General features: G+C 36.5%; 13 protein-coding genes. 7 read left to right on the top strand and 6 right to left on the bottom strand.

Features of this window, described 5'->3' with window-relative positions:
* Positions 1–632: 632 nt before the first annotated feature.
* Positions 633–2936, bottom strand: coding sequence for a glycoside hydrolase family 65 protein (locus tag OWO01_RS00405; protein ID WP_268778437.1), 2304 nt, complete (start codon positions 2934–2936; stop codon positions 633–635).
* Between the two features lie 54 nt (positions 2937–2990).
* Complete coding sequence (pgmB, locus tag OWO01_RS00400) at positions 2991–3647, bottom strand: beta-phosphoglucomutase (RefSeq protein WP_268778436.1); 657 nt, start codon at positions 3645–3647, stop codon at positions 2991–2993.
* 248 nt (positions 3648–3895) lie between these two features.
* Here pgmB and OWO01_RS00395 point away from each other — a divergent pair, with 248 nt between their 5' ends.
* Together OWO01_RS00395 and OWO01_RS00390 are read left to right on the top strand one after the other, a co-directional pair.
* The gene (locus OWO01_RS00395) at positions 3896–5413 is read left to right on the top strand and encodes a GGDEF domain-containing protein (protein ID WP_268778435.1); all 1518 of its coding nucleotides are present in this window, start codon (positions 3896–3898) and stop codon (positions 5411–5413) included.
* On the top strand, positions 5410–5931 hold the full coding sequence (locus tag OWO01_RS00390) for a hypothetical protein (RefSeq protein ID WP_268778434.1): 522 nt from the start codon (positions 5410–5412) through the stop codon (positions 5929–5931). The genes OWO01_RS00395 and OWO01_RS00390 overlap by 4 nt, the downstream gene beginning before the upstream one ends.
* 201 nt (positions 5932–6132) lie before the next feature.
* Here OWO01_RS00390 and pulA read toward each other — a convergent pair whose 3' ends face one another.
* On the bottom strand, positions 6133–8229 hold the full coding sequence (pulA, locus tag OWO01_RS00385) for a type I pullulanase (RefSeq protein ID WP_268778433.1): 2097 nt from the start codon (positions 8227–8229) through the stop codon (positions 6133–6135).
* Positions 8230–8502: 273 nt separating this feature from the next.
* On the opposite strand from pulA, the gene glgB reads away from it, so the two are divergent.
* The 5 genes from glgB to OWO01_RS00360 all read left to right on the top strand — a co-directional run bounded on the left by glgB (position 8503) and on the right by OWO01_RS00360 (position 16722).
* A complete protein-coding gene (glgB, locus tag OWO01_RS00380; RefSeq protein WP_268778432.1) occupies positions 8503–10413 on the top strand; it encodes a 1,4-alpha-glucan branching protein GlgB in 1911 nt (636 codons plus the stop codon).
* Complete coding sequence (locus OWO01_RS00375) at positions 10410–11558, top strand: glucose-1-phosphate adenylyltransferase (RefSeq protein ID WP_268778431.1); 1149 nt, start codon at positions 10410–10412, stop codon at positions 11556–11558. The genes glgB and OWO01_RS00375 overlap by 4 nt, the downstream gene beginning before the upstream one ends.
* A gap of 51 nt (positions 11559–11609) precedes the next feature.
* Positions 11610–12707, top strand: a complete 1098-nt coding sequence (gene glgD / locus OWO01_RS00370) for a glucose-1-phosphate adenylyltransferase subunit GlgD (protein ID WP_272505952.1) — start codon at positions 11610–11612, stop codon at positions 12705–12707.
* 34 nt (positions 12708–12741) lie between these two features.
* Complete coding sequence (locus OWO01_RS00365) at positions 12742–14154, top strand: glycogen synthase (RefSeq protein ID WP_268778429.1); 1413 nt, start codon at positions 12742–12744, stop codon at positions 14152–14154.
* A 138-nt stretch (positions 14155–14292) separates the two neighbouring features.
* A complete protein-coding gene (locus tag OWO01_RS00360; RefSeq protein ID WP_268778428.1) occupies positions 14293–16722 on the top strand; it encodes a glycogen/starch/alpha-glucan phosphorylase in 2430 nt (809 codons plus the stop codon).
* 246 nt (positions 16723–16968) lie between these two features.
* Here OWO01_RS00360 and OWO01_RS00355 read toward each other — a convergent pair whose 3' ends face one another.
* The 3 genes from OWO01_RS00355 to ilvD all read right to left on the bottom strand — a co-directional run bounded on the left by OWO01_RS00355 (position 16969) and on the right by ilvD (position 20454).
* On the bottom strand, positions 16969–17169 hold the full coding sequence (locus OWO01_RS00355; RefSeq protein ID WP_268778427.1) for a hypothetical protein: 201 nt from the start codon (positions 17167–17169) through the stop codon (positions 16969–16971).
* 465 nt (positions 17170–17634) lie between these two features.
* Positions 17635–18444 (bottom strand): ZIP family metal transporter, encoded by an 810-nt coding sequence (locus OWO01_RS00350; RefSeq protein WP_268778426.1) that lies wholly within the window; start codon positions 18442–18444, stop codon positions 17635–17637.
* A gap of 324 nt (positions 18445–18768) precedes the next feature.
* A complete protein-coding gene (gene ilvD / locus OWO01_RS00345; RefSeq protein ID WP_268778425.1) occupies positions 18769–20454 on the bottom strand; it encodes a dihydroxy-acid dehydratase in 1686 nt (561 codons plus the stop codon).
* Positions 20455–20588 lie beyond the last annotated feature (134 nt).

Below are 20588 nucleotides of genomic sequence, written 5' to 3'. Positions count from 1 at the left end.
TCAAAAAAACTAGGAGACTGCTCTATTACACAAACCACTACGCATTCTGTATAAACTGTGCGGTAACAGAAGCTTTTTATCCCGCTCCTCAAATGAACTTGGCTCCCTTTCCGCAGGGCGCGGCTTCAGCTAACTCGGAAGAAATTCACTTCCGAGTGGATCTTCAGCTCTCGCTGTTCCTGCTGGAGTGTCGCCAATTTCATTTGATACGCTTGATGAAGCTTTTTAATCAAATTACCGCATGATTGGTGGATTATAGATAAAAAAGTGTCTCAAGAATTTCTCTATACAAATTGCATGTAGATTAAAACAAAGACAACATCATTTGATTGTCTGCCTATACACTATCACTAACTAGCGAAGTAAACAAAGGCTTGACACTCCTACGGGAACAGTACGAGCTGAAGATCCACTTCTCCAAGTGGTTTTTCTTGGAGAAGTTAGCTGAAGCCGTACCCGTGGAAAGGGAAAGCCTAGGTTTACGTAGCGATATAGGAGCATTTACTGCGCTGTTTGTGTCTACTACGTTAAAGTGAGCCTTAAATTAGTTGGGGATGAGTGATTGTGGAGGGTAGAATACACAAAAAAAAGAGGATGACACCTCGAATTGCTTTAGTGTCATCCACTTTCTTTTAATTAGCTATTGTAATTGCTTCGTTTCCTTGAAGCTCTACTTTTTTATCATAAACAACGATAGTTAACGAAATATCTGTTTCATTCTTGACGGTTACTTTTTCTTGATCCACGATTACTTTTAATCGAGCACCTCTAAATAATACTTTGAAAGAAAAAGATTTCCATTGTCCAGGAATGAATGGGCGTAAAATCAATTCATCATTAGCGATTTTAAATCCTCCAAAACCTTCCACTACTGCCATCCATGTTCCTGCCATACTTGTAGTATGACAACCATCTTCTGTATCGTTATTATAATTATCTAGATCAAGTCGGGCAGTTCGTAAATACATTTCGTATGCTTTTTCCTTATACCCTAATTCACAGGCTAAAATTGCGTGTACACAAGGGGATAAAGAGGATTCATGAACAGTCATTGGCTCATAAAAGTCAAAATTCCGCTTTTTCGTTTCCATATCAAATTCATGGTTTAAAAAGTATAATCCTTGGAGTACGTCTGCTTGTTTGATAAAGCATGAACGTAATATTCGATCCCAAGACCAGTTTTGATTTAACGGAAGATGTTTCTCATCCAGCTGATCAACAGGAATCAATTCTTTGTCTAAAAAGCCATCTTGTTGAAGGAAAACACCTAATTCTTTATCTTCTGGATAATACATCTTTTCAATAATATCTGTCCATTTGTCTACTTCTTCATCTCTTAATCCAAGTTTATTAACCCATTTTTGATATAGTTCTAAATCCGTTTTCTTTAAATATTCAAGCACTTCTTGCGTGTACTGCATTGTCCAGCTAGCAATTCGGTTGGTATACCAATTGTTATGAACATTGTTTTCATATTCATTAGGACCAGTTACACCTAGCATCATGTACGCATCTTTTTTGGCAACGTAATTTACACGTTCCTCCCAAAAACGAGCAATTTCCACTAGTACTTCTATTCCATATTCACCGAGATATCGTTCATCACCTGTATAATTGACATAATTATAGATTGCATATGCGATAGCTCCGTTCCGATGAATCTCTTCAAACGTGATTTCCCATTCGTTATGAGACTCTTCCCCATTCATCGTTACCATTGGATAAAGAGCACCTTTCTCAAACCCAAGTTTGCGAGCATTCTCTTTCGCCTTTTCTAAATGGTTGTAACGATAAATCAATAAGTTACGTGATATACTTTCTTCTGCAGTTGCCAAATAAAATGGTAGACAGTATGCTTCTGTATCCCAATATGTGCTTCCACCGTATTTCTCCCCCGTAAATCCTTTAGGGCCAATATTTAAACGGGCATCTTCTCCCGAATAGGTTTGATTCAACTGAAAAATATTAAATCGAATTCCTTGTTGGGCAGCGACATCACCCTCTATTACAATATCACTATTCAACCATTTCGCTTTCCAAGCTGCTGCTTGTTCTTCTTTTAACGTATCGAACCCTTTAGAAACAGCTTTCTCTAATTCGTTCGCAGACACCATCTGAAGCTGATCTTCTGCATGATCTCGATTCGTAACATTTGCTACATACTTGTAAATCGTAGTTGTTTTCTCTTTAGTGATTGGAATTTGATAGAGAACTCCTGCGTATTTCTCTTTTTCTTTTGCCGTTCCAGCAAGGTTAAGCATCTGTCCATCCTGAGTGATTTGCGTTTCCATTGTTGAACAAAATTGATAATTTAACTTTTTCGTTTGGACGGTTACGGTAGCTCGATTTTCATTAACTGCATGATGAATGGGGTTCCAAAACTTCTCATCATAGTTCGCATCTACATTTTTAACATCTCCATCAAGAAATGAAGTAACTTCTAACTCACCGGAGAAATTAATCGGGGTAATTTCATACTTAATCGCACCAATCTCTTTATCAACAATACTGACAAAGCGAGTAGACTTAACTTTCAGTAGCTTTCCATTGTCCAACTCGGCAGAAAATGTCCGCTGTAGATACCCCTCCTTCATATTCAGTTCACGAACAAATTCTGTTACCTTCACCTTATTAAGGTCAAGTTCCTCACCATCAATTATGATACTCAAACCAATCCAGTTTGTGGAATTCAACACTTTAGCAAAACTTTCCGGATAACCGTTTTTCCACCAACCTACTCTTGTTTTGTCGGGATAATATACACCTGCCATATAACTTCCTTGCAATGTATCACCAGTATATGTCTCTTCGAAATTTGCTCTTTGACCCATATGACCATTACCTATGCTAAAAATACTTTCGGATATCATGTGTTTTTTTGGATCAAAACCTCTTTCAATGATTGACCATTCATTCTTTTCTAGATACTCTTTCATACATATCCTCCATTCCTATATATTATCTTTTAGTGCAACCGATTGCATTTTGTCTCAAAAAAATAAGCTATTCATACGCTCTATTGACATTTCTTTCATCGATACAATATAATCATCGGCACCATGTAATACGTTTTTGTCTCCAACACCAACAACCTTCATACCTGCGCGTTTTCCTGCTTCGATTCCAGACTGAGCATCTTCAAACACAACGCAATCTTGTGTATCTACCGATAATTGTCTAGCACCTAACAAAAAGACTTCAGGACTTGGTTTAGCTTTTGTTACAGCATTGCCATCAATAATTACGTCAAATTGATCATACAAACCAATTGCTCTTAAAATTCTAGGAGCATTCTTGCTTGCCGATCCAAGCGCAAAAAATATTTTTCCCTTTTTTAATGCATTCAAGAAATATTGTACTCCAGGTAAAATTTCCTTTTCATCCATTGTAGAGATCAACTCGATATATCGCTTATTTTTTTGGGTGGCCAAATGCTTTTTTTCCAATTCTGATAATTCTATTTGGCCAATTTCTAATAAGATATTTAAGGAGTCCATCCTACTAACACCTTTTAACCGTTCATTATCTGCTTCGGTAAAGGTAAAACCTAATTCATTTGCTAACTCTTTCCATGCTTGAAAATGAAATTTTGCAGTATCAACAATTACTCCATCTAAATCAAATAATACCGCTTTTGGTTTTGGCATATGTTTTTTTATCCCCCTTCACATGATTTTCAATTCTATTTTAGCTTAGCATGCTGTAAAAAGAAAGCGTTTTTACAAAAATAAATAATTTTTTTTCTTCTCTATTTTTTAAAAAAGTAATATTATTTATGTGAAATAATTTAAATATACTAAATTGTAATTTGTTTATTGACTCTGTTTTTTCCCGTGACATCAACGTTCACTGGATGATATACTTATCATATATTTATCTTAGGAGTGATGCTTCCATGACTAATGAAGAGATTTTTTTTCTTATACATATTATTTTAGTAGCACTCTTTCTTAATTTTATTCGATTTAAATGCACAAGTTTATGCAATCGTTTTCTGCTTATTGGTACTTCCTTCTTTGTTTTCCTAACTGCTATCTACGTGTTCCAAGAAGTATATATCCTATTATTATTATTTCTAATTATTGCATCAGCAATCTCTTATCAGGTAAAAGGAGTTGCAATATCTACTATTTTAAGTTTTTTTATATTTAGTTATTATGAAAGGGTTTTCTCAATAGATTATTTATTGTTCTTTATCATTGTCGGAGCAATAATCACAGCCTTAACATACTTTATTCGGATTCAAATGCAAAGAAATACCTACTGGAAAGAACTTTTAATCAAAAATTCCAAGCAATTGAATGTATTGCGTGAAGTTAGTGTAGCTATGCAACAAACCCGAGATTTAGACAAAATACTACATATCATTATTACTTCTGTAACCGCAGGACATGGTTTAGGTTTTAATCGAGCAATGGTTTTTTTATATGAATCCGAAAACAATCTATTGCAAGGCATTATGGGGATTGGACCATTAAACGCCAAAGAGGGATTTGAAAGATGGAAAGAAATTGCCCAAAAGAAATATCGACTAATCGATTTAATTGCTTTCTCTGAAACACAGACTATTGATCCGAAATTAAATGATATTGTTCAATCCTTAACCATATCACTTGCTGATGATAATTTCCTTAAGCGAACATTGCAGGAAAGACGACCGATTCACATCAAAGCAACGGATCATCACGAACAAACATTAAAATTATTTATTGAAACATTTCAAATGAAAGAACTTGTTGCTATCCCATTGTTGTATCAAGGAACAAAAGTCGGTATTTTATTAATTGATAACCCCGTTACACAAAAACCGATTACTGAAGAAGATATCGATAGCGTGATTCCATTAGCTAGTCAAGCTGCTATTGCAATTCAACAAGCTAAATTGTATGAGGAAATTGAACAAATGGCACTAAAAGATGGACTAACTCGTCTCTGGAACCAACGGGCATTACAAACAAAGTTGTCTAAGTATTTCCCATTAAATTCAACTGACAATTTATCGATGATTATGATTGATATCGATTACTTTAAGCAGTTTAATGATACCCATGGCCATATGTTAGGAAATGAAATTCTTGAACATCTAGCTGATGTTATCACTAATTCTATTCGTGTTGATGATATCGCCTTTCGATTTGGCGGTGAAGAATTCTCTATTCTTCTACCTCAAACCAAGAGAGAAGATGCTGTGGGAATAGCAGAACGATTACGAAAAAAAGTAGAGGCAACGTATTTTACCAATCAAGAGACACAACCAAACCAAACACTCACAATTACATTAGGTATAGCTTGTAGTGATCAACTAACTGCACCTACACCAAAAGATTTAATAAATGCAGCCGATCAAGCCCTTTATACCGGTAAAGAAAGCGGTAAGAACATCGTGATGTGTTATGAGGGGGATAAGAAATGAATCAACTTATCATCGTTTTTCTCTTTATCTTAACCTATACTACCGTTACCATTGGAACAGCGAAATACTTTTATTTGTTAAATATCAAAACAGCAACCAATCGCTTTTTGAAAAAGAAACAAGAAAACTTGATGGAATTACATTACTCTTTTGAACAAATCATCTATTTCTATCAATTACCTAGTAATATCTCACTGATCAAACACGCGACTCGAGATCAGTTAACATTAAAGTATGATTATTCTAACGTACCTTTTGTACAACTAAACGGAATCTATCTACAAATAGAAACAGGTAATGACCCAATTATCCTTGCATACTTGCCCATTAAAAATTTCATGCTTCCCTATCTGGATGAAAAAAGAAAGGACGGTGAAATTAGCGAATCATTAATTACAAAAATAAGTATAGCTAAGTTAATACACGAAAAAACACTGCAAGAAATTAAAAATGAAGTGTATAATAAAGCGAAACTTCAATCAGTGGGGGTTTTTAGGTATTCCCCGACTGATTGTTAGTTGAACCATTCGGGGTGCTAGCGTCCGTTACTCCCACTTAAACAACTTGATATTCTCGTTGTTTTGAAGTGGGAGTCTTACGGACGGTTGCTCCGGGATCAAATTCAATTTGGTAGATATAGTTGACCCTTTCAAGTGTCTTTTTACTCCTTCTTTGTTTTCTTTTTACTTAGAAGGAGATTTTTTTCGCTCGAACCGCATCTATGATCTTCTTCGTTTATGATAAATAACTAATTCATAAGCCTTAATCTCTGATTTCGGTTCCAGAACATAATCATTCATTCCTTCAGATCCAAAATAATTACTTAGTAATTTCTTCCATCGTCCAGCTGCTGGTTTTTCAATCTTCATCGCATAATTTGCTGGATTAATAAAGATAGCAAGGTCCTCTCGTGCTCCAGCCAATAAATACCCGAACACAGGATCAGGAGCAAAAATCGTGTGCAGCCGATGTTTAATTTCCTCTGTATCTCCTAACCTTAATAAACGGTAGTTTTTCCGAAGTTGAATTAGATTACGAACCCATTGAACATAGTGATCTTCCTTTTCCCTACGATACCAATCTAATTGATTGATAGAGTCGCCGGCGATATAACTATTATCATCTCCTTGTTTTGTTCGGTAAAATTCTTGTCCTGCATGAATAAAAGGAATGCCCTGGCTAAGTATGGTAATACCCGTAGCTAATTGGTGCATTCGTTTTTGTGTTTCTGCTGTAGCATTTGGGTTTGATAACTGTAATCGATCCCATAATGTGTGATTATCATGACACTCTACATAATTTACTGACTGAAGCGGATCGGAAAAAATTGCATCACCGTAACGGCTTTGACTTGAACCTGACACTAGCTGTGGCAATCGTTCAATATAATGACCATTCCCATTGGTAAATCCTTTATCGGTTGGATCACCTATATTGCCTTTCATGATGTCCCGAAAACGATCATTAAAAAAACTAATTTCGCACAGTTGATCTGATTGAGAGATAGTGGATTTTTGAGTAGATGAAAGTGGTGTATCCATCTCCCAACCTTCACCAAGCAATAGAATTGAGCGATCCTCTTGTTCACACCGATTACGAATCATACGCATTGTTTCTACATCGATAATTCCCATCAAATCAAATCGAAACCCATCAATTCTGTATTCGGTCAATAAATAGTCCACACAGTCCAAAATGAATTTTCGCACCATTTTTCTTTCTGTTGCTAAGTCGTTACCAGTACCTGTAGCATTACTCACCTGACCATCTTTCGTATATCGAAAATAATAACCAGGTACTAATTTCTCAAATGCTGATGTTTCGTGTTCAAACACATGATTAAAGACTACATCAAGAATTACGGACAAGTTTTCTTCATGAAAAGCTTGAATCATCTGTTTTAATTCTTTAATACGAACTTTCGGATCTTTCGGGTCAGTCGAAAAGCTTCCTTCAGGAACAAAATAGTATAAAGGATCATAACCCCAATTATAGGTTTTATCTGGCTTTAATTCGTTCACACGAGCAAAATCTTGAACTGGAAGTAGTTGTACATGTGTACACCCTAATTCACGAATATAAGACAAACCAGTAGAATAATTCTCTGGATTTGTCGTCTCTCGCTCCGTTAATCCAAGGAATTTTCCACGATGCTTAACCCCACTACTTTTAGCAACTGTTGCATCACGAATGTGGAGTTCATAAATAATAGTTTCTTCTTTTCGTATATCAGGTGACGGCACTTTACGAAAGTCATCTGGATCGAATTGACGTACATCAATCACAACAGCTTCTTGACTATTAGCTGTCATGCTTTTCGCATAGGGATCGTTTACTTTTTCTTCCTTTCCATGTACAGTTATCTTGAAATAATACGACATTAGATGACAATCTTGATCAATTGTTTTACTCCATACACCATTTGAATTTCTGCTCATTTGATAGGTTTCATCTACTAAAACAAGCACCATGTTTGAAGCAATTGGTGACCAAACAGAAAATGTAGTTTGATCTGGTGAATAATTCGCACCTAACAATTCTTTACTAGCATCATACATTTGATCAAAAATAGGTGAGCGTACAATATCACGTGGGTAGATGGGGATTTCTACATCATTCCATTCTATATACAAGCTATTGTCCATTGGAAGAAATTCCACCAACTTGATGGTAGCCGTTTTGTTATCCCAATGAATAGAATCCACCTGGAAATGATTTTTATTATCTTTAATGATCGGTTCATTTATTGGTTTATCATCAGTTTCTGCAAAATCTACTCTAATAATGTTTTGTTCATCTAACCATGCTGTTTGCATCTATTTCCTCATCCTCTTTTAAATAGTTCAAAAGCTCGAAATCCATTTGATGTTGTCACTGGCTCAGTAGTATTTACTTAACCATTTCAAAATTTTTCAATAATCTCTTCCTACAAACTTTCTAATCCTTTTCCACCTTTGAAAAGAAATAAACATAATTACCACCTAATCATTCAGGGAGCCATGTTTAACTCTGTCGAAAGAATGGTATAGATTACTATATCTACTTCAAGTGATTAAATAGAGCTTATAAACGGTTAGGGAGGTTATTCGGTGGTAAACGAGATTTCAGAAACAGATGTTTTCTTATTTCATCAAGGGACGAATTATCATAGTTACCAACTACTTGGTTGCCATCCTAGCAGCTCCAACAAAAAAACAGGATTTCGGTTCGTTGTATGGGCTCCAAATGCCATCAACATAGAAGTAGTCGGTGACTTTAATGATTGGTGTGGAGACAATTTTTCTTTAGAAAAAGTCAACCAATCCGGATTATGGGTAGGTTTCTTTGAAAATATTGAGCCGAATTCGCGTTATAAGTATCGAATTACACCAAGTCAAGGTCCTGCTTTTCTTAAAGCTGACCCTTATGCTAAGCAAGCAGAGGTTCGCCCACACACTGCTTCTCTAACACCTTCGATTGATACCTACAATTGGAATGACCAATTATGGGAAGAAAAGAAACGTACCACCAATCCTTATAGCGACCCTATCCTTATCTATGAAATACACCTTGGGTCGTGGCGAAAAAAAGAAGATGGTAGTTTATATTCGTATCGAGAATTAGCAGAATTATTAATTCCTTATATAAAAAAATTGGGTTATACGCATCTAGAATTACTTCCATTGGCTGAACATCCGTTTGACCTTTCATGGGGATATCAAGTTACTGGATATTACGCCGTAACTAGTAGGTACGGTTCGCCTAACGATTTTAAGTATTTTGTGGATCAATGTCATCAGCATAATATTGGTGTGATCCTTGATTGGGTACCTGGTCACTTTTGTAAAGACGAACACGGGCTGAGACAATTTGATGGTACTACGCTTTACGAGTATCAAGATCCAAAAAAAGCAGAGAAAAGGTCATGGGGTACCCTGACATTTGACTTCGGGCGTCCGGAAGTCCAAAGTTTTCTTATCTCAAATGCAATTTTTTGGTTAAAAGAATATCACATTGATGGTCTTCGGGTCGATGCAGTAGCTAGTATGACTTCATTAAATTTTGATCGTTCTTCTGAAGAAGAAGCACTGAAAAATAGTTATGGAGGCGAAGAGAATCTTGAAGCTCTTGCTTTTATTAAAAAATTAAATGAAGTGGTTTTCGATTTTTTTCCTACTACTTTAATGATGGCTGAAGATAGTTCTGATTTACCTGGAGTAAGTAAACCGACATATCTTGGTGGTCTTGGTTTCAACTTCAAATGGGATATGGGATGGATGAACGATATGCTCTCTTATATCCAATATGACCCTGTTTATCGAAAATGGCACCACAACCTTTTGACTTTTTCTTTTATGTATACATACAGTGAAAATTTTGTGTTGCCTCTATCTCACGATGAAGTGGTTCACGGAAAACGTTCACTGTTAAATAAAATGCCTGGTGATATGTGGCAACAATTTGCAAACTTACGCTTGTTATATGGATATATGATGGTACACCCTGGCAAAAAACTATTGTTTATGGGAGGAGAGTTCGGTCAATATATTGAATGGCGTGATCAGCATGAACTGGATTGGATGTTATTTGACTACCCTTTACATGCACAATTATTTGAATATGTGGTTGCATTAAATCATTTTTATCGAAAAAACCCCTCCCTTTACCAACTGGATCACGATCCAACAGGGTTTCAATGGATCGATCCAGATAACATGGAACAAAGCATTATTGCCTTTGAACGAAAAGGAGAAAATGCTAGTGAAAGTTTATTAATTCTTTGTAATTTTACACCTACTGTTCATTACGATTATAAAGTCGGTGTTTCTGCACCAGGTATTTACAAAGAAGTGTTTAATTCAGATGCTGACTGCTATGGTGGATCAGATCAATGCAATACAGATTTTCATCATAGTTTTTCAGAAAGATGGCACAACCAAGAACAACATATTAAAGTGAAAATTCCGCCGTTAGCCCTAGTTATTTTTCAACAATGCTCAAAAGAGGAGGATTCTCAATGAAAACAGAGTGCGTCACCATGTTATTAGCTGGCGGTGCTGGCACGCGCTTAGGAGAACTAACAAATAATCTAGCTAAACCAGCCGTCCCTTTTGGGGGCAGGTATCGAATTATTGATTTCGCATTAAGTAATTGCTTAAATTCTCGCATGTATACTGTTGGTGTATTGACACAGTATGCTCCATTGGAACTACACCAACATATCGGTGTAGGAAAACCATGGGATTTGGATCGGATGCATAACGGGTTAAGCATTTTAGCTCCATTCACTGAAGATGATGGAGCACATTTGTATAGTGGGACAGCAGATGCGATTACCAAAAACATAAATTTTGTTGACAGCTATGATCCCGAATATGTGCTCATTTTATCTGGTGATCATATTTATCACATGAATTATCGCGAACTATTGGAAGAACACAAAAAAACAGGTGCCGACGTAACCATATCTGTTCTTGAAGTTCCCTGGGAAGATACTTCGCGTTTTGGAATCATGAATACGACAGATAATCTACGTATTTATCAGTTTGAAGAAAAACCGAAACAAGCATCGAATAACCTAGCTTCCATGGGTATTTATCTATTCAATTGGAAAGTATTAAAAAAATATCTTGAGCATGATAAAGCGCAGAGTGATTCCTCTCATGACTTTGGCAAAGACATTATCCCTGCCATGCTAGCTGATCATTGCTATCTTTCTGCCTATCGTTTTGAAGGTTACTGGAAAGATGTTGGTACCGTGCAAAGTTACTGGGAAGCACATATGGATCTATTTGATCATGATTTGGAAAAACTGCTAAATAACAAAGAATGGTCGATTTACTCCCACGATTCACAATATCCACCGCAACGAATTGATGATGATGCCATTATTCATCAATCGTTAATCGACAATGGATGTCAGATTTCTGGTTCTCTTGATCAATCCGTATTATTCGAAAATGTCGTAGTGAAAGAAAGATCTGACATCCGACAATCCATTCTTTTTCCTGGGGTCAACATTGAAGAAGATGTTTTTCTGGAACGGGTGATTGTTCAAGAAAATGTAGTCATTCCAGCTGGAACAAACATCGTAGCAAAACCAGAGGAAGAACCAGTTGTTTTATCTCAAAACAATATTCAAGCCTTAACCAACCAAACAGGTTAAGCGCTTGTATTTTAAAAAATACACAAACGGAGGGTCCTTCAAGTGAAGACGATGATGGGGATAATCAATCTAGCACATGAAAAAGATTTTTTAAAAGAACTAACATATTTTCGTAGTGGAGCTTCTGTCCCGTTTGCAGGCCGCTATCGAATAATAGATTTTACTTTATCAAATATGGTTCGGTCTAATATTCAAGAGGTGGCAATTTTTGCAAGGAGTAAATACCGATCACTACTTGATCACATTGGAGGTGGTGCTGATTGGGATTTAGATAGAAGATACAGCGGTTTATTTATTCTTCCTCCTGATTGGCATGACCCCTCTGATATTTCAAAAGGCGATTTAAGGTATTTTCATAACAACTTAGACTATATCATGCGCGGAAAATCCGATTACGTCTTAATCAGTGGCAGTCAATTTATCGCAAACACTAGTTACGATAAACTTTTTCAACATCATCTAGATCAAGAAGCAGATATAACCTTATTAACAACGACTTATGAGGAGAGTAACTATCTCCCTGAATACTCCATGAAAGTGGATACCGATGAAAACGGAGAAGTAACTTGCTTATCTCACGACCTCAACAAATCAAAGGTTTTTACAGGCGTCTATGTTCTACACAGAGATTTATTATTAGAGTTGGTCCAAGATTGTATCGCACATTATAAAGACAATTTTTTCATGGACGGTATTCAAGCAAACCTTGATCGATTGAATGTTCATTCCTATCATTATCATGGTTATAGCGCGTTGATTCATTCGATCGAAAGCTATTATCACCATAACATGAAACTATTAAATAAAAATTACTATAATGAATTGTTTCTCAGTGGAAATCCTATCTTAACGAAAATTGCGAATCAACCGCCTACAAACTATCAAGATACCGCTCGAGTGAATAAAGCTTCGATTGGTACTGGGTGTGAGATTGCAGGTGAAGTAACCAATAGCATTTTATTTCCTGGGGTAAAAGTAAACAAGCATGCTGAAATTAAAAATTCAATCATCATGCAACGTTGTAAGATTGAAGCAGGTGCTCAAATTGAAAATGTCATTCTAGATAAAGATGTAGTCATTACTGAGAATACAGTTTTAAGAGGTGCAGAAGAGCAACCTTATGTGATTGCAAAACGAAGCACCATTTAAGGAGAAACTTTAACTTTAATCAAAGGAGTATATTATGTCAGAAAAAATATTATTTATTGCATCTGAATGTACACCATTTGTAAAAACTGGAGGTTTAGCAGATGTCGTTGGTTCCTTACCTCAAGTCTTAAATCAAAAAGAAACAACAGAAGTTCGAGTTGTTCTCCCCCTCTATCAAGAAATTCGTGAAAATTGGAGTGATGATTTAGAAAATGTTCATTCATTCCCTGTTTCTGTAGGGTGGCGCAATCAAGAAGCCACACTTTATCAACTAACCTATCAGGGGGTTGTTTATTATTTCATTGAAAATGAATACTATTTTACCCGGAGAGGTCTCTATGGTTATTACGATGATGGCGAACGATTTGTTTTCTTTTGTCAAGCTGTAATAGAGGCACTAAGCATTCTACCGTTCCAACCGAACATTTTGCATGGCCATGATTGGCAAGCTGGATTAGCAATGGCTTTTGCTAAAATTCAAAAGCCCATTGAGCATTTGCGAACGGTTTTTACGATTCATAATATTAAATACCAAGGGATCATGCCTCTTGATGTATATCATGACTTGTTTCATTTGCCAGATGGTCACATAAGCGGATTAGAATGGAATGGTTTATTAAACTGTATGAAAGCCGGACTTTTTCATGCAGATAAAATAACCACAGTAAGCCCAAGTTATGCAAAAGAAATCACCACACCTTATTTCGGTGAAGGATTGTATCCAATTATCTCAGAGCGTGAAGAAGATGTAGCGGGGATTGTTAACGGCATTAACGTTGATGACTACAACCCTCAAACAGACCCACATATCCCTTACCCTTATAGCAATATAGAGGAGAATAAAAACAAGACGATTATTCAAGAGAAGTTAGGGCTACCAGTCAATAGCAAGAAGCCGTTATACGTTACAATCACTAGATTAGTCGAACAAAAGGGACTTCATTTAATACAAGCAATTATTGATGAATTTCTACAAGAAGATGTGCAATTTGTTCTCCTCGGTACTGGTGATAGTGAATTCGAAGATTATTTTTATCATGCTGCCGAACGTAACAATGATAAACTCGTAGCATATTTAGGGTTTGACGAAGCATTAGCTAGACAATTATATGCAGCAGCCGATTTCTTTGTCATGCCATCATTATTTGAACCTTGTGGACTATCACAATTAATATCTCTCCAATATAAAACCATACCGATAGTAAGGGAAACTGGTGGGCTGAAAGATACCATTAGACCTTATAACGAATATACAAAAGAAGGAAATGGGTTTAGTTTTACAAACTATAATGCACATGACTTATTGCATGTATTGCAATATTCGTTACAGATCTTTCATGACCAAGAACATTGGTCCACCATACTGAAAAATATTGATGAGGGAGATTCCTATAGTTGGACAGAATCAGCTAAGTCTTATCACACGCTATATCAAGATATGTTATGACCGGATGAATTAATAAGTCTGCCTAATGATCTTAAAATTTTTAAATGCTTCTATTATAAAAATAGAAATGTTATCAATGTGGCAGTTTAGGGAAATGGATAATTAATTATTAAACAACAAAGGAGATGAGGAGTTGACATGACAATAAAAAGTGTCGATGAATTTATCCAAAATATAAAGAAGAAAACGAAATCACTCTATGATAAGCAAGTGGAAAAGGCGAGCAACACAGAGCTTTATTATGTTGTATGTGCAATTGTGAAAGAAGAAATAGAAAAAGATTGGTCGAAAACAAACCGTGAATATCAAGAGCAACAACCAAAACAAGTGTATTATTTATCAATGGAATTTCTGATTGGACGATTACTAGAGAGTAATCTGATAAATATGGGAATGAGAGAGGTATGTAATGAGGCACTAAAAAAGCTAAATTTCACTCCAAAAGAAATATACGAAGAAGAACCAGACCCTGGATTAGGTAATGGAGGATTAGGTCGACTAGCTGCATGTTTTCTAGATTCATTAGCAACATTAAGTTACCCAGGTCACGGATTTGGGATCCGATATCAGTACGGAATGTTTGAGCAACGCTTTATCAACGGCTATCAAACTGAATTACCTGATTATTGGTTAAAAGATCCTTATCCATGGGGAACAAGAAATGAACAAGCGGCTACAGAAGTGAAATTTGGTGGAACGGTTCGCATGCTAGAGCTTGACGATGGTTCGATAGAAATAAAACACGAATATACTGATAACGTATTGGCCGTACCATATAACGTACCAATCGTAGGTTACGAGAATGAAATCGTCAATACATTATGTTTATGGAAAGCAGAATCTCCATTGTCACCGAAAGAAAGAAACTATCAAGAATTATTATCCAACGAACAATTAGAACGTGACCACTCCATTGATCAAATCTCTGGCATGTTATATCCAAATGATTCTGATGACGAAGGTAAAATGCTTCGAATTCGACAACAATATTTTCTTGTAGCATCAAGTCTAGCAAAAATTGTTACCGATTTTAAAGAAAACAATCGACTTTCTTTGCACCATCTGCCAGAAAAAGTTGTTATTCAAATTAATGATACCCATCCTAGTCTTGCCATACCAGAAATGATGCGGATGTTAATGGATGAGGAAGGATTCGGTTGGGACGAAGCATGGGAAATAACTACAAATGTCTTTGCTTATACCAATCATACGACACTACACGAAGCTTTAGAGAAATGGCCAGTTCACATGATTGAAACGTTATTACCTCGTATCCATATGATTATCAATGAAATCAATGAACGCTTTTGCCAACATTTATGGCACAATCACCCAGAATTACGGGACAAGATTCCGGATTTAGCGGTAATCGCGTATGGACAAGTTCATATGGCACACCTTGCCATTGTCGGAAGTTTTAGTGTTAATGGTGTAGCGAATCTGCATACAGAGATATTAAAAAATCAAGAGATGAAAAATTTTTATCACCTATATCCGGATCGTTTTAACAACAAAACAAATGGTATTACCCATCGACGTTGGTTGTTGATGGCAAACCCAGAACTTGCCGACCTTATCACAGAGAAAATTGGCAATCAATGGATCGATCGCCCCCGTGAATTGACCAATCTTCTTCGTTGTACAGAAGATAGTGCTTTTCTTGACAAGCTAGCAAAAGTGAAGAAAAACAATAAACAGAAGCTAGCGAATTATATTCACGAAACAACTGGAATTACTGTTGATGAACATTCGATATTTGATGTTCAGATCAAACGACTTCATGAATACAAAAGGCAATTGCTAAATATTTTTCATGTGATCTACCTATACAATGAATTGAAAGCAAATCCAAATTTAGATATTGTTCCACGTACTTTTATCTTTGGTGCAAAAGCAGCACCTAGTTACTATTTTGCGAAAGAGGTCATCAAATTAATCAATACCGTTGCATCGATTATCAACCATGATCCAGAAATCAAAGATAAAATCAAAGTGATTTTCCTTGAAAACTATAATACTAGTTTAGCAGAGAAAATTATTCCAGCAGCAGATGTTAGTGAACAGATCTCAACTGCTGGGAAAGAAGCCTCCGGAACGGGTAATATGAAATTAATGATGAATGGGGCTCTTACTGTAGGAACATTGGATGGGGCAAATATCGAAATGAAAGATCAAGTTGAGGATCCTAATATTTTTATTTTTGGCCTACGAGAAGAGGAAGTGTCCGACTATCATCGAAACCAATCTTACAACGCAAAAGAAATATACCAAACAGATGAGCGAATTACTGAGATTATGGATGAATTACGAGATGGTGTATTCGGTCAAGATGTTGAGTTTAAAGATATATACTATCACCTACTATCAACCAATGATCCCTACTTTATCTTAAAGGATTTCCAGAGTTATGTAGAAACACACCAGCAGGTGGACCAAAACTATCGCAATCAAGCTATTTGGTTACCAAAAACAGTAATCAATATTGCTCATTCCGGTAAATTCTCCAGTGATCGAACGATTCAAGAATATGCTAGTGGTATATGGAAAATAGAAAAACAGGTGAAATAACCTTTTTTCAAAGGAACAAAAGCGCAGAGCGCCGGTTAAAAACGTAGCAGCTGGAGCGAATCAATCGAGATAAAGGAATCACGTTTTGCTTGCGAACCGATGATGACTTATCGTAGATTGCTTCATGAAGTTGCCTAGTTTTTGACGCTCGGAGTTGGACGTGGCTATATCTGTTCCGAAAAGTTATCCACAACTACCGAATTTTTAATTTCCTAGACAGTTAAAAAACCCCTCCACGGAGGGGTTTTAACAACAGATTTCTTCGTTTTCCATATCGATTAGTTTTGGATTAAACTCACCTGATAAAATCTTTGGCTGCAGTTCGGTTATATACGCTTGAATATCTTCTCTCTGTTTGTTGATATCTGCTAGTGAAAAGTAAACAAAACCATCCTCATAGTGAAGAATCGAAAGTTGGATATCTTTTTTATCTTTTGTTGTCGCCACTAGTCTACACGTTTTACATTTTGGTGCTAATTCAAATGAGATCGTAATCTCCCCCTGTTATTTTTAGCATACAAATTGAATTACTTAACGAAAGTAATTTTAGCACACGATTTATAGAAGAGGAAGTGCGATAAATCAGTTGTATTGGTTAAATACAGTCATGGTGAGAAGTGGTTAGAATATAAACCGAACATCCTTAAAAATAGTTGCAAATTCATCGATTTTAAGCACAATCATCATTTATTAGAAAATGAAACTTTAATTAGTGGCGGTTTTTAGGTAATCCTCCGCTAATTGTTAGTTCTAAAGGTTAACCGAACGTCTCTTAAAATGATGCAGAAGTGATTTATCCTATTGAGGAGAATGAATAAGGAGTACGATTAATCAGTAGGATTTTTCACACCTTTTCCCATGATTGTTAATCCTAAAGAACCGGGTCAGATTTGCCCGGTTCTCTTCTATGATTTATCCAAATGCCAGATCAAGAACCATCATTAAAACAAATCCAAACAGTAAACTCATGGTAGCCAACAGTACATTTCCTCTCTCATGTGAAGCGGGAATAATATCTTTTACTACGACAAAAAGCATCGCACCGGCTGCAAAACTAAGCGCATACGGAAGCAGTGGTTCCATGAAGTATACCGCTATCGCTCCAATTATCGCTGCTATCGGCTCTACCATTCCTGATAATTGCCCATAAAAAAAGCTTTTTTTCACAGAGAGACCTTCTCTCCTCAATGGAACAGATACTGCTATCCCCTCAGGAATATTTTGAATGCCAATCCCAATTGCCAAGGCGATTGCTCCATACAGTGCATTGGTTGAAAAATCGATCGCTAAAATGCCAAATGCAACACCGACAGCTAATCCTTCAGGAATATTATGTAGTGTAATAGATAGAACAAGTTTTGCTGTCCGTTGCTTTGCTCTGCCGCTTGTAATGTCTTTAAAATACATATTTTCATTAATTAATGGTAGCACTCGATCTACCATTAATAAGAACATACCACCCAACAAAAAACCAAATGCAGCTGGTATATACGGTGGAATACCCTGCTCTTTTACCATTTCAATTGCCGGGTCTAGTAAAGACCAAAAACTTGCAGCAATCATTACACCACCAGCAAATGCTAACATAGCGTCAAATAATTTTGGGCTGGCTTCTTCCGTTGTAAAAACAAAAGATGCACCAAATGCTGTACAACTCCATGTAAACAAAGTAGCAAGCAATGCTAAAAGGATTGGATTTGCTTGAAGTAACCATTCTGCCACATCACTTCCCCCTTTACTCGTTTATTAAAATAGAAACAAATTAGACACCGTATAAGACGACTAAGTTTCAGAGAAACAGAAGAATCAATTTGCCTCACGTACGATTTAATGATTTTTTTGAACGAGCACTCTTAAGAAGTTTATGCACAGATACCTATTCTATTAATAATATTAAGATAGAAAATTTGAACATTATTAAATACAGACAGAATTTATACTGGCCCTTATTCAACATTTTATTGCAAATAAAAAATTAAAAAACAGGTTCCCAAAGATAATAGGAAACCTGTTTTCTAGTTTAAAAAGACCACAAATCCATTAGTACTAAGACTGTTGAAAGTTGTCGGTAACTGCGCCGATCGATGAACAAGAAACATTATGCGCATACTTACCGAGGACACCTTTACTGTGCAACGGTGGTGCTGACCATGTTTTTTTACGATCAGCTAGTTCTTGATCAGAAACTTCCATAAAAATTTCTTGTTTTTCTGAATCAATCGTTATCATATCCCCTTCGTTTAAATAAGCAATCGGACCGCCTACTTGTGCTTCGGGGGCAATATGACCAACGACTAAGCCATGCGTGCCTCCAGAAAAACGACCATCTGTTAATAGTGCTACTTTCTCACCTAAACCTTTTCCAACCAAGATAGCAGAAATCGATAACATTTCCGGCATACCTGGCCCACCTTTCGGACCTACATTCCGGATAACAAGAACATCACCTTCCTCGATCGAATTATCCATAACTGCTTTCGTTGCTTCTAATTCATTGTCAAATACCCGGGCTGGTCCAGTGTGTCGTTTTACTTTCACACCTGAGACTTTAGCAACCGCACCTCTTGGAGCTAAATTCCCTTTTAAAATAACTAAAGGTCCTGTTTTTCGATACGGCTTGTCCAGTGGTAAAATAATCTCCTGCCCATCTTGCAAATCGTCTACCTCTGTTAGATTCTCAGCAATAGTTTTCCCTGTAACAGTCAAACAATCTCCATGCAAATATCCATTTTCATAAAGCAATTTCATAACTGCAGGAACTCCACCAACTTTGTATAGGTCCTCCATTACGTATTTACCACTTGGCTTTAAGTCTGCGAGATGAGGAACTTTTTTCTGTATTCGATCAAAGTCGTCAATGGTCAAATCAACTTCCATTGCTTGTGCCATGGCTAAAAGATGCAAGACAGCATTAGTAGATCCCCCAAGTGCCATGACAACAGTAATCGCGTTTTCAAATGCTTTCTTCGTCATAATATCTTTAGGATATATTCCTTGTTCTAATAAACGGTAAACTGCTTCTCCAGCTTCCTTTGTATCGACATATTTATCTGGTGACTCTGCAGGATTCGATGAACTACCTGGCAAGCTCATTCCCATTGCCTCTACTGCGGAAGCCATTGTGTTTGCCGTATACATTCCCCCACACGAGCCAGCACCTGGACAAGCATGGCACTCAATTCCATGTAATTCCTCATCTGAGATGTCTCCTTGATTATGTTTACCTACACCTTCAAAAACGGATACGATATCAAGTTTTTCACCATTACGATATCCTGGTGCAATCGTACCACCGTAGACAAAAACAGCAGGCACTTCAGAACGTGCGATGGCAATCATACAACCAGGTATATTCTTATCGCATCCACCAATCGCTACATATGCGTCTAAGTTTTCCGCTCCAACCACCGTTTCAATAGAATCCGCAATAACATCTCGACTTGGTAACGAATATCTCATTCCATCTGTACCCATCGAGATTCCATCTGATACAGTGATCGTATTAAATATTAACGGGACACCTCCTGCTTCAGAAGCTCCCTTTTTGGCTTGTTCAGCTAGATCATGTAAGTGAATATTACAAGGAGTTACCTCGCTCCATGTACTAGCAATTCCAATCATAGGTTTCTTAAAATCTTCATCAGTCATTCCAACTGCTCGTAACATGGCACGATTTGGTGCCCTTTTTGGATCATCAAATACATTGCTTTTAATTCGAATATCCTTTGCCATCTAATAACCTCCATTCTCCATTTTCTTCACTATAAAGTTTTTTTCTTTTCATTTCAAATTATCTGAATTTTCACGTGAAATTATTAGTCTAATTAATAATGAAAATATGGTATACTCATTGAAAGACAATTCTT

The organism is Natronobacillus azotifigens (genome assembly GCF_026805325.1).
In the GTDB taxonomy this organism is placed as follows: domain Bacteria; phylum Bacillota; class Bacilli; order Bacillales; family Amphibacillaceae; genus Natronobacillus; species Natronobacillus azotifigens.
This window is presented reverse-complemented; position numbering and strand designations above follow the sequence as displayed.